Annotated in this window: 9 protein-coding genes; 5 read left to right on the forward strand and 4 right to left on the reverse strand. The window is 68.2% G+C overall.

Features of this window, described 5'->3' with window-relative positions:
- Positions 1-30 precede the first annotated feature (30 nt).
- Both EV652_RS36150 and EV652_RS36155 read left to right on the forward strand, forming a co-directional pair.
- Positions 31-927 carry an SDR family NAD(P)-dependent oxidoreductase gene (locus tag EV652_RS36150; protein WP_132214001.1) on the forward strand — a complete coding sequence of 299 codons (897 nt, stop codon included), beginning with the start codon at positions 31-33 and terminating at the stop codon, positions 925-927.
- Complete coding sequence (locus EV652_RS36155; RefSeq protein WP_242002208.1) at positions 924-2,534, forward strand: AMP-binding protein; 1,611 nt, start codon at positions 924-926, stop codon at positions 2,532-2,534. The genes EV652_RS36150 and EV652_RS36155 overlap by 4 nt, the downstream gene beginning before the upstream one ends.
- A gap of 4 nt (positions 2,535-2,538) precedes the next feature.
- Here the strand turns inward: EV652_RS36155 and EV652_RS36160 are convergent, their stop codons facing one another.
- The 3 genes from EV652_RS36160 to EV652_RS36170 form a co-directional block, all read right to left on the reverse strand.
- Positions 2,539-3,228, reverse strand: coding sequence for an SGNH/GDSL hydrolase family protein (locus EV652_RS36160; protein ID WP_132214003.1), 690 nt, complete (start codon positions 3,226-3,228; stop codon positions 2,539-2,541).
- A 104-nt stretch (positions 3,229-3,332) separates the two neighbouring features.
- A complete protein-coding gene (locus EV652_RS36165) occupies positions 3,333-4,049 on the reverse strand; it encodes an alpha/beta fold hydrolase (protein ID WP_132214005.1) in 717 nt (238 codons plus the stop codon).
- Positions 4,050-4,060: 11 nt separating this feature from the next.
- A complete protein-coding gene (locus EV652_RS36170; RefSeq protein WP_132214007.1) occupies positions 4,061-4,834 on the reverse strand; it encodes an LLM class flavin-dependent oxidoreductase in 774 nt (257 codons plus the stop codon).
- Positions 4,835-5,054: 220 nt separating this feature from the next.
- Here EV652_RS36170 and EV652_RS36175 point away from each other — a divergent pair, with 220 nt between their 5' ends.
- The 3 genes from EV652_RS36175 to hrpA all read left to right on the forward strand — a co-directional run bounded on the left by EV652_RS36175 (position 5,055) and on the right by hrpA (position 11,049).
- Positions 5,055-6,197, forward strand: coding sequence for a tripartite tricarboxylate transporter permease (locus EV652_RS36175; protein ID WP_242002221.1), 1,143 nt, complete (start codon positions 5,055-5,057; stop codon positions 6,195-6,197).
- A gap of 180 nt (positions 6,198-6,377) precedes the next feature.
- Positions 6,378-6,779 (forward strand): universal stress protein, encoded by a 402-nt coding sequence (locus tag EV652_RS36180; protein WP_132214009.1) that lies wholly within the window; start codon positions 6,378-6,380, stop codon positions 6,777-6,779.
- A gap of 139 nt (positions 6,780-6,918) precedes the next feature.
- Positions 6,919-11,049, forward strand: coding sequence for an ATP-dependent RNA helicase HrpA (gene hrpA, locus EV652_RS36185; RefSeq protein WP_242002209.1), 4,131 nt, complete (start codon positions 6,919-6,921; stop codon positions 11,047-11,049).
- 56 nt (positions 11,050-11,105) lie between these two features.
- Here the strand turns inward: hrpA and EV652_RS36190 are convergent, their stop codons facing one another.
- Positions 11,106-11,930, reverse strand: coding sequence for a helix-turn-helix transcriptional regulator (locus EV652_RS36190; RefSeq protein WP_132214010.1), 825 nt, complete (start codon positions 11,928-11,930; stop codon positions 11,106-11,108).
- Positions 11,931-11,975 lie beyond the last annotated feature (45 nt).

Raw genomic sequence — 11,975 nt, forward strand, 5'->3', positions numbered from 1 at the left:
GGGAGGGCTACTTGCGGGTAATGTCGGGGCATGGTGAGTGGGAAGCGCGCGGTGGGCTGGGGCCTTCTGGTTGCGGCGGCTCAGGGACGTCGGCGGGTCAGCGACGAGCGATTGACGGCTGCTGTGGACGGCCGGGTCGTACTCGTCACCGGCTCGTCGTACGGGATCGGCGAAGCGACCGCGCGGCGGCTAGCCCGCGCAGGCGCGACGGTTCTGTTGGTGGCTCGTACGGCGGAGCGGTTGGAAGAGGTGGCTGGGGAGATTCGGGCCGCGGGTGGTGAGGCGGATGCGTACGCCGTGAACCTGGCTGACCCGGTGGCGGTCGAAGGGCTCGTGCGGACTGTGCTGGAGGAGCACGGGCGGGTTGACGTGCTCGTGAGCAATGCGGGCCGGTCGATCCGGCGGTCGATCGCGGACTCGTATCAGCGGTTCCACGACATCGAGCGGACGAACGCGATCAACTACCTCGGCCCGGCGAAGCTGGTGCTCGAGTTGCTGCCGTCGATGCGGGAACGCGGATCCGGCCACATCGTGAACGTGTCGACAGCCGGCGTACGGACGCCGCCGATGGCGCGTTGGTCGGCGTACCTGGCCTCGAAGAGCGCGTTCGACGTCTGGCTGCGGTGTGTCGCGCAGGAGATCCGCGGCGACGGGGTGACTGTCTCGACGGTCTACATGGGTCTCGTGCACACGCGGATGAGCGAGCCGACGCCGGTGCTGAACAAGATGCCGGGGCTGACACCGGAACAGGCGGCAGATCAGGTGTGTACGGCGATCGCCGACCGGACGCACAACATCACGCCGCCGATGGTCCGGCCGGCCGAATTGCTCGGCAACCTGTTTCGGATCCCGACCGATCGGCTATTGGAGCAGTACTTCCGGATCAGCTCCAAGCGCAAACGGACCACAGGAGACGAAGAATCGTGAGGACACCGCGACCGATCGGACCGATGCGACCGCCGGACTGGCTTGTGCAGGCAGCGGCCGAGGTCGGCGGTGTGTCGGTCGCGCTGATCAAGTCCGGCGTCTGGCGCCCGGCCCGGCCGTCGCACCTGGTCGGGATCGAGCGCGCGTTGCGCCACTGGGGTCAGTCGATGGCCGCGCTCGGTGCGGTCGCCGCGATCAGGTTCCCGGATCGTCCCGCGGTGATCGACGAAACCGGCAGTACGACGTACGCCGAGCTCGACCGCCGCTGTGAACGGATCGCGGCCGCCCTGCACGCCGACCACGGGATCGTTGCCGGAAGCAAGGTTGCCGTCCTGTGCCGGAACCATCGCGGTTTCCTGGAGGCGACGTTGTCCGCCTCGCGGGTGGGCGCGGACGTGCTGTTCGTGAACACCGAGTTCGCTCCCCCACAGCTCAAGGCGGTCCTGGAGCGGCACAAGCCCGACCTGCTCATCCACGACGCCGAGTTCGCCCCAGAGACGGACACCCCGACAGTGCTCGCATCGCAAGGGCTCGACGAGCTTGCGGAATCGAAGGCAGCTGAGGCCCCCAAGCCCGAGACGCCCGGGCACATCACGATCCTGACGTCCGGTACGACGGGTACGCCGAAAGCCGCGCCCCGAGTGCCGACAGCGGCAGGGCTCGCTGGACTGACAGCGAGTGCGCTCAACCGGTTCGGACTGCGGTCGGGTGAGCCGATGGTGATCTGCCCGCCGTTGTTCCACGGACTCGGTCTGCTGACTTCGATGCTCGCGCTGTTCCTCGGATCGCCGCTCGTCCTCTCCCGCCGGTACGACGCCCGCGACGTACTGACCCAGATCGAGCAAACCGGCGCCGGCTCGATCGTCGCCGTACCAGTCATGCTCCGCCGCATGCTCGACCTCGGCCCGACCGAGATCGCACAGCACGACCTCCGCTCGCTCCGCGCGGTGATCTCCGGCGCGTCGACCCTGGGCGCGCCGTTGGCCGAGCGGTTCATCGCGCAGTTCGGCCCGGTGCTGTGCGACGCGTACGGATCCAGCGAGATCGGCATCGCCACGATCGCGACCTCCGCCGACCTGATCGCGGCGCCCGGGACCGTCGGCCGACCGTGCCTCGGCAGCACGGTCCGGATCCTTGACGACATGGACCAGCCGGTCCGCGTCGGCGAGACCGGGCGGATCTTCGCCGGCGGCGGGCTGGTGTTCGGCGGGTACTCCGACGGTTCGTCCAAGACGGTCGTGGACGGGCGGATGAGCACCGGCGATCTCGGGCATCTGGACCGGGCCGGGCGGCTGTTCGTCGACGGGCGCGAGGACGACATGATCGTCTCCGGCGGCGAGAACGTGTACCCGGTCGAGGTCGAGGACTGCCTCGCGAGTCATCCCGCGGTGGCCGAGGCTGCGGTCGTCGGCGTACCGGACGAGGAGTTCGGCCAGCGGCTGATCGGGTACGTCGTCCTGCGCGAACCGGCCACCGAGGACGAGCTGATCGACCACGTCCGGGCGAACCTGGCCCGCTACAAAACGCCCCGCCAGATCGTCGTACTGGATGAGTTCCCCCGCAACGCCACCGGAAAGGTCCTGCGCAGCAAACTCACTCCCCCGTGAGGCGTCACTGGATCGCCGGCCCGACGACGGTCATCATCACCACAGCCCAGAACGCACACCCGTCACCGTGGCCGCTGCCCGCCACCGTCCACGGGTGTACGCCGTCCTGGAGGTAGTACCCGATGCGGCCCGGGTTCGAGGCGAGCCACCACGACCACGGGATGATCTGCGCCTTGGGGAGGTTCTCCCGCAGTTGGTTGTTCACCCACATCGAGTTCCGCTGGTCCGCCAACTGCACGGCTGCGGGGTACCGGGTGCGGGACACCTGGACATCCACCCAGAGCAGTATCGTGCCGGCCGGGAGACGTGCCTTGAGGCGGGCGACCTGGGCGCTGACCGGGCGGGGATCGAAGATGTCGTTGGAGCCCGACTGCACCACCAGGACCCTGGGGAGCCTCGGCTGAGCCAAGATCCAGTCGACCGTCGGTGCCGTCGGCCGGCCGGACCAATAGTTGACCGCGAGCGTCTCGCCCTGCCTCGCCACCAGCGTCCCGAGGGATCTGTAGCAGCGAGTGGTGATGGAGTCGCCGACGACGCCGACGTCAGCGGTGGACCAACTGCCCACGATGCCGTGCGACATCGCTTGCCAGTTCCCCAGTGTCCCGGAGCCGAAGTCGGCTTGTGCCGGGACGGACGTTCCGACGAACAGGGCTACCGCCGTTGCCGCCGTAGCCAGGATGCGCGCGTGTTTCATGTGTCCCCCTGCCCCCAGAACCGAACTCCACGCTCAAGAGCATCGTCCGCGGTCCGGGATCCTTCAGGTAGGGACTTTCGTCACGACCTGGCAGTCCTTTGGTCTCAGGACAGCCGGATCCTGAGCAGGTCGGCGAAGCGCTCCAGGTGCTGCTGGTGGAGGTAATGGGTGGTGCCGGGCCAGACCTCGATGGTCGAACCGGGGACCCATGGGATGGAGCGGGCGAAGGCGGCCGCGTACTCGTTCGAGTAGAGGCTGAGGCAGAGCTTACCGACCGTCGGGAGGAACGCGCGAGCCGTCGGCCGGGCCCCGATGCTGCCTGACGCGAGGTACATCGACTGGTAGAGGTCAGCCAGCACTGGACCTGGTGTGACGGCCATCTGCGCCCGGGCGTCCAGGTGCAGCCTGCTGCCATACGCGTCGGCGAAAGCACGATCGACGAACTCGACACCTGCCTCCGACCCACGCGTGCGCAGGTCTTCGAGTACGGCGGGGCAACGGTCCATCTCGGCGTCGTCGGCGCCGTACGCCGGATCGATCACCACGATCCGCTGCACGAGCGAGGGATATCGCACCGCGAGCCAGGCGACGAGTTGCCCGCCCATCGAGTGGCCGACGGCAACAACCGGTTCAGTCAGCTGTGCGGCGAGGTCGCCGACCAGCGCGTCGACGGTGAGATCGCGTTCGCCGGACCGCGTGCCGTGGCCGGCGAGGTCGGGGGCAACGACGTCGGCCCAGGGCGACACCAGCTTGGTGATCTCGTTCCACGATTGGCGATCCGCGCCCCACCCGTGGACCAGCAACAGACGGGACCTGGTCACAGCTCCCTAGCCTATAGAGCCTGGGCGAGGCGAGTCATCCGATCCAAAGCGCCTGCCTCGTCGCCGAAGGACATCGCCAGCGTCTCGGCGCCTGCCTCGATCAGTTCGTGAGCGAGGTCGACGGTTGGCGCCACGTCTCCGCCGGGCCAGTGCAGGCGCGTCCCGACCTTGACCGGGCGAACAGCCTCAGCCCGAATCCGAGCGACCGCCGCCGCAAAGCCCGCGCCGTCGAGGTTCAGCCCCTGCCACTCATCCCCGAAGCGCGCGGCCCGGCGCAACGCCGGACCACTCGTACCGCCGGTCATGATCGGCAGCGCAGCACGCAGCTTCGGCTCGAACACGCCACCGCGATCCTCGCCGGCGAACAGGCCGCGGATGATCTCGAGGCCCTCGTCCGTCCGCCGGCCACGATCCGAGTACGACGCACCGACGGCGGCGAACTCGGACTCGTCCCACCCGGCGCCGATCCCGAGGATGACGCGCTCCCCGGAGAGCCGGTGCAACGTGGCCGCTTGCTTCGCGACGACGTACGGGCTGCGCATCGGCAGCACCAGCACCGACGTGCCGAACCGGATCCGCGTCGTCCGCGCGGCCAGGAATCCGATCGTCACCAGCGGCTCGTACACGCCGCCGTACGTCGACCCGAACTCCCCCGGTGGCAGCAGATGGTCGGGTAACCACGCCGTACCGAAACCGAGCTCCTCCGCCGCAACGGCAAGCTCGGTCAAGCGCTCCGGCGGCATGGTCGCGGATTCGTCAGGCAGGACGACTTGCAGCTCAACCATGCAACCGACGTTAACCCCTCACATCAATGTGAGAGTCAAGCGTGGAGTGAACGCGGCGGGTGGCCGGTGTAGGTCGGGATGATGCCCTTCGGGATCGGACCCTTGATGCGGGTCCCCTCCTCTTGCCGTCGCTGAAGCGGGTACTCGGACCGCCGACGGCGATCGCGGCCACGACTCGGCCGTCGGAGCGTCGTACCGGAGTTCGACCACGTCGATCCTGATCAACACGCCCGGCGAGTCGGCCTCGGTGGCGACCGCGATCCAGGGCCACAAGATGGCACTCAAGGGCCGGGCGAGGGCGGCGCTGGCGACGGTGGCGATCGGGTCGTTCGTGGCCGGGACCATCTCGACCGTGCTGCTGACCTTCGTCGCGAAGCCGATCGGCGAACTGGCCAGTCACTTCCAGGCGACCGACTACTTCGCGATCACGCTGCCGGCGATGGTTGCCGTGACGGCGCTGGTCGGGCACTCGCTGGTGCGCGGTCTGCTCTCGCTGACGGTCGGGTTGTTCATCGGGCTGATCGGGTTGGACAGTCTGACCGGCGCACCGCGGTACACGTTCGGGACGCTGCGGTTGCTGGACGGTGTCGACGTGGTGATCGTGATCGTCGGATTGTTCGCCATCGGCGAGACGTTGCACGTGGCATCGAAATTGCGGTCCACTCCCGAGCCTCCCGCCGTACTGGAGCGAGGGCGGCTGCGGACCGGGTACCTGAACAAGTCGGACTGGGGACGGTCGTGGGCGCCGTGGTTGCGGGGTACCGCGCTCGGGTTCCCGTTCGGCGCGATCCCGTCCGGCGGCGCCGAGGTACCGACGTTCCTGTCGTATTCGATCGAGCGGCGGCGGGCGCGCAAGAAGGGCCGCGACGAGTTCGGGGACGGCGCCATCGAGGGTGTGGCCGGGCCCGAGGCGGCGAACAACGCGTCGTTCTCCGGCGTCCTGGTTCCACTGCTGACACTCGGCCTGCCGACGTCTGCGACGGCCGCGGTGATGCTGGCGGCGTTCCAGATCTTCAACGTGCAGCCGGGACCGCAGCTGTTCGAGGACCAGAGCACGCTGGTGTGGACGCTGATCGCGTCGCTGTACGTCGGCAACCTGATCCTGCTGATCATGAACCTGCCGCTGATCCAGATCTGGGTGCAGGTGCTGAAGGTGCCGCAGCCGTTGCTGTACGCCGGGATCCTGGTGTTCGCCTGCCTCGGTGTGTACTCGCTGTCGGGGTCCGGCTACGAAGTGCTGCTGGCCTTGCTGATCGGTGTGGTCGGATTCTTCATGCGGAAGCTCGACTTCCCGATCGCTCCGGTGATCCTGGGTGTCATCCTCGGGCCGGCGATGGAGGAGCAGTCCGCCGGGCACTGGTGATCTCCAACGGCGACGCGAGCGTGTTCTTCACCCGGCCGCTCAGCCTGATCATCATCATCCTGACCGTGCTCGCCCCTCTTCGTGCCGTTCCTTCCCCGGATCGTCGCCCGCATCCGCGGTACACAGCCCACTCGCGACCGCCTGACCTTCGGCGAGGACGACTGATGGGAGAGTAGGGCTGTGAAGATCCTGGTCGGCTATGTGCCAACTCCCGAGGGCGAGGCCGCGCTGGCGGCCGCGGCTGCCGAGGCGGAACTGCGCGGCGCGTCCGTGCTGCTGCTCAACACCAGCCGCGGCGACGCCTACATCGACGCCCGCTACGCCAACGCCGACGAGCTGGCCGCAGCCGAGGCCGGCCTGCGCGAACGCGGCGTCGAGGTGACGATCCAGCAGGCCGTCTCCAGCGGCGACGTCGCCGGCGAACTCCTCAAAGCAGCCGCCGCCGAAGACGTGATCCTCATCGTCCTGGGCCTCCGCCGCCGCAGCCCGGTCGGCAAACTCATCCTCGGCAGCACCGCCCAACGGGTCCTCCTCGAATCCCCCGTCCCCGTCTTCGCCGTCAAGGCCCCACCGCGCGACTGATGGCGGACGCCCAGGCCATCACAATCGACGCGCCTCGGCCCGCGCCCGCGGAGAGCGCCGGCTCCGGCGAAGTTGTGATGGGGTGGGCGTCCGAAACCCAGGTGAGCGACTAGGCCGGGCCGCCTAAACTGGGCACGTTATGCCTGATGCCCGGACCGAGTCGTCGAGTCCCACCCCAGCCACCGGTCCCGTCCAGGACCCCGCTGCGCGTCCGCGGAGGCCGCGCCGGCGCGGCAAGAAGCGGTCATCCGGTACGCCGGGCACCGCACAGGCCGACTCCGGTACGCCGGGCGCCGCACAGGCCGACCCTGGTACGCCGGGCGCCGTACAGGCCGACCCTGGTGCGGCGGACGGACCGTCTCTCGCCGAGGTGTTGCCTCGGCTCGACGGGCTGACCGCGAACGACCGGGAGCAACTCGGGCGGCGGTTGGAGCGGGTTCGGGGGACGAAGGACGCTCAGAAGCGCGAGCAGGCTCTGGTCGGCGTGATCGGGGCGATCGAGCAGGCTGAGCGCCGGGTGGAGTTGCGGCGGCTGGCCGTACCGGAGATCAGCTATCCGGAAGAACTGCCGGTCAGTCAGCTGAAGGACGACATCGGGGACGCGATCCGCGAGCACCAGGTCGTGGTGATCGCGGGTGAGACCGGGTCCGGGAAGACCACGCAGATCCCGAAGATCTGTCTCGAGCTCGGACGTGGTGTGCAAGGCATGATCGGGCACACCCAGCCGCGGCGGCTCGCGGCCCGGACGGTCGCCGAGCGGATCGCCGAGGAGCTCGGCACCGAGTTGGGCGAGACGATCGGCTTCGCGGTCCGGTTCACCGACAAGGTGAGCGACCGTTCGCTGGTGAAGCTGATGACCGACGGCATCCTGCTCAACGAGCTGCAGCGCGACCGCGATCTGACCCGCTACGACACGCTCATCATCGACGAGGCACACGAGCGCAGCCTCAACATCGACTTCATCCTCGGCTATCTGAAGAAGCTTCTCCCCCGCCGCCCCGACCTCAAGGTGATCATCACCTCGGCGACTATCGATCCCGAGCGGTTCGCCGAGCACTTCAGCGACAGCAAGGGCAATCCGGCGCCGATCGTCGAGGTCTCCGGCCGGACGTACCCGGTCGAGACCCGGTACCGGCCGATCAACGACCCGGACGACCCGAGCACGATCGATCGCGACCAGACCCAGGCGATCCTGGACGCGGTCGACGAGCTCGCGCTCGAGGCACCGGGCGACGTCCTCGTGTTCCTCAGCGGCGAACGCGAGATCCGCGACACCGCCGACGCGCTCCGCGATCACAACCTCCGCAACACCGAGATCCTGCCGCTCTACGCCAGGCTCTCCAACGCCGAGCAGCACCGGGTCTTCCAGTCGCACTCCGGCCGGCGGATCGTGCTCGCGACCAACGTGGCGGAGACCTCGCTGACAGTTCCCGGCATCAAGTACGTGATCGACCCCGGTACGGCGCGCATCTCCCGGTACAGCCACCGCACCAAGGTCCAGCACCTGCCGATCGAGCCCATCTCGCAGGCGAGCGCCAACCAGCGCAAGGGACGCTGTGGACGAACCAGCGACGGCATCTGCATCCGGCTGTACTCGGAGGAGCACTTCGAGAGCCGGCCCGAGTTCACCGACCCGGAGATCCTGCGCACGAACCTGGCGTCGGTCATCCTGCAGATGACGTCCATTGGGCTCGGCGACATCGCCGCGTTCCCGTTCATCGACGAGCCGGACAAGCGCAGCATCACCGACGGCCTGCAGCTGCTCACCGAGCTCGGCGCGATCGAGGCCGCCAAGGCGAGCGAGCGGCACCGCCGGTTGACCCCGGTCGGCCGCCAGCTCGCCCAGATCCCGCTCGACCCGCGGCTCGCGCGGATGATCGTCGAGGCGGACAAGCACGCCTGTGTCCGCGAGGTGATGGTGATCGCGGCCGCGCTGTCGATCCAGGATCCGCGCGAACGCCCGACCGAAGCCGAAGCTCAGGCGCAGCAGGCACACGCCCGGTTCCGCGACCCGAACAGCGACTTCCTCGGTTTCCTGAACCTCTGGAACTACCTGAAGAAGCAGCAGAAGGAGCTGTCCGGCAACCAGTTCCGCCGGATGTGCCGCAGCGAGTACCTGAACTATCTCCGGGTCCGCGAGTGGCAGGACATCTTCGCCCAACTCCGCCAGGTCGCGTCGCAGATCGGCGTCACCCTCAACAGCGGCGAGGCGGCCGATCCGCAGAGTGTGCACATCGCGCTGATGTCCGGTCTGCTCTCCCACCTCGGCATGAAGGATCCGGCGAACCAGCACCAGTACCTCGGTGCCCGCGGCACCAAGTTCGCGATCTTCCCCGGCTCCGGATTGTTCAAGAAGCCACCACAGTTCGTGATGGCCGCCGAGCTCGTCGAGACATCCCGGCTGTGGGCACGCGTCAACGCGAAGATCGAGCCGGAGTGGGCCGAGGACATCGCCCAGCACCTCACCAAACGCACGTACTCCGAACCGCACTGGGAACGCAAAGCCGGCGCGGTGATGGCGTACGAGAAGATCACCCTGTACGGCGTACCGATCGTCGCGAGGCGCAAGGTCAACTACGGCAAGGTCGACCCGGAGGTGTCGCGCGAACTGTTCATCCGGCACGCGCTGGTCGAGGGCGACTGGGACACCCACCACAAGTTCTTCCACGAGAACCGCAAGCTGATCGAGGAAGTCGAGGAGCTGGAGGAACGCACCCGGCGACGCGACCTGCTGGTCGACGACGAGACTCTGTTCGCCTTCTACGACGAGCGGATCGGCAGCGAGGTCGTCACCGGTCGGCACTTCGATACCTGGTGGAAGAAAGCCAGGCAACGCGACGCCGATCTGCTCGACTTCGAGCGATCCCTGGTCGTCCGCGAAGGTGCGGAGGTCAAGGAGGAGGAGTTCCCGCTCACCTGGACGCAGAACGGGATGACCTTCGACCTGACGTACGCCTTCGAGCCCGGCACCGATGCCGACGGCGTGACGGTGCACCTCCCGCTGCTGGTGCTGAACCAGGTCACCGCCGACGGATTCGAGTGGAGCGTGCCCGGCTTCCGCGAGGAGCTGGTCACCACCCTGATCAAGTCGTTGCCGAAAGCAATCAGGCGGAACATCGTGCCGGCCCCGGACCATGCCCGGCAGGTACTCCCCCGGCTCGATCCGGCCTCGGGTCCGCTGACCGACGCCCTCGCCCGCGAGTTGCGGAACCTCCGCGACGTGGTCATCGACCCAGCGGACTGGGACTGGAGCCGGGTGCCCGAGCACCTGCGGATGACGTTCCGGGTGGTCGACGACAAGGGCAAGACCGTGGCCGAGAGCAAGGATCTGGCCAGACTCAAGGAACGGCTGAAGCCGAAGACCACGGCCGCGATCTCGCAGGTCGCGTCGAAGGCGGTCAGCGGGCTGGAGCGGTCCGGCCTGACCGACTGGACCTTCGGTGACCTCCCGCGCAGCTTCTCCGAGCACCGCAACGGCCTGACGGTCGCCGGCTACCCGGCACTCGTCGACGAGGGCAAGACGGTCGCGATCCGGCTGCAGGAGACCGAACGCGATCAGGCGGCCGCGATGTGGAACGGCACCCGCCGGCTCCTGCTCCTCACGATGCCGTCGGTGATCGACGTGGTCCAACGGCACCTGACCAACCAGCAGAAGATGACCCTGATGGCAGGCCCGCACCGCAACGTCGGGGAACTGCTCGACGACGCGATCGCCGCTGCCGTCGACCAACTGATGACCGCGGCGCACGGCCCGGCGTGGAACCTGACCGCCTTCTCCGTACTGCGCGACGCCGTACGGTCGGACCTCGCGGACACCGTGCTCACGATCCTGACGCAGGTCGAGCAGGTGCTGTCGCATGCGCGCACGGTGGACAAGCAGATCTCCCGGGCATCGAGCCCGGCGCTGCTCGCGGCGTTGTCCGACGTCCGCGGTCAACTGGAGAGCCTGGTCCACCCCGGTTTCATCACCGAGACCGGAGCCACGCGTCTGCCCGACGTGGTGCGGTACCTGAAGGGCATCGAGCAGCGGCTGGACAAGATCGGCGCCAACGCGATGCGGGACCGCTCGGGGATGGCGATCATCCACATGCTCGATGACGAGTACCGCGCCCGGCTGAACGCCGTACCGACCGGGAAGTATCCGAGCCCGGAGCTGCTCGAGGTGCGGTGGATGCTCGAGGAACTGCGGATCAGCCTGTTCGCCCAGACCCTCGGTACGCCGTACCCGGTCTCGGAGAAGCGCATCCGGAAGGCGCTCGCCGCGGCCTGACCGGGCCGTCGCGAATCTCCAGCGGCCGTCGCGAATCTCCAGCGGTCCGAGCAGCGCTAGGGCACGAAGGCTCGCTGTGAGCGGCGGCGGAACTCGCGGGGTGAGAGGTGGTGGGCGGCGGTGAAGCGGCGGCTGAAGTACGACTGGCTGGCGAAACCGCAGCGAGCCGCGATGGTCGCGACCGGTTCGTTTGTTGCTGCTAGCAACGACGAGGCGTGCTCGAGGCGGAGATCGGTGACGAAGTCCGTGGGCGTCACGCCGTACGCCGTTCGCATCGACCGGGACAGGTGCGCCGGACTGACTCCGGCGAGCTCCAGCAGCCGTGGAACGCCGCCGTGGAGGTTGTTCTCCGCGCGCATCGCCGTACAGGCCTTGGCCAGCCAGTCCGGTGTTCCCGGGCGAGCTGTGTGCTCGTCGGAGGAGACCAGCGGGAGCAGGTCGATCCAGAAGCGCATCAGGTCGTAGGGTCCGGGCTCGTCCTGGAAGCGTTCCAGCGCATGCTCGAAGACGGCGATCGCCTCCGTCGCGTGAAAGGTGACTGGTCCCCGCGCAGCCGCCCAACTGGCGGTCCGGGTCAGGTCGAGGAAACCTTGCCAGGCAGAGCTCGGGAAGGCCATGTTCACGAACTCCAGCCCGTCAGGCGCCGAGCCGCGGACCGCATGCCGATCACTCGGCCGGACCAGTACGACGTCGCCGGCCTGCAACTGTTCGACGCCGGTGGTCAGCAGGTGCTCGCCGCTGCCCGACACGACGCCCATGAACTCGTGGAAGTCGGCATGCGTGTGCAACTCGGTGTCGCGGGCCCGCGCCGGGATCCGCACCCGGGCCGCGTGATACGGCCGGCCGAACGCGTGCGACTCGAACCGCAGCACCTGATCCACATCAACAAGCTACAAGTTCACGTCAGCTCGCTGCTAGTACGCAAC

The sequence above is a fragment of the Kribbella steppae genome (genome assembly GCF_004342025.1).
GTDB lineage: Bacteria > Actinomycetota > Actinomycetes > Propionibacteriales > Kribbellaceae > Kribbella > Kribbella steppae.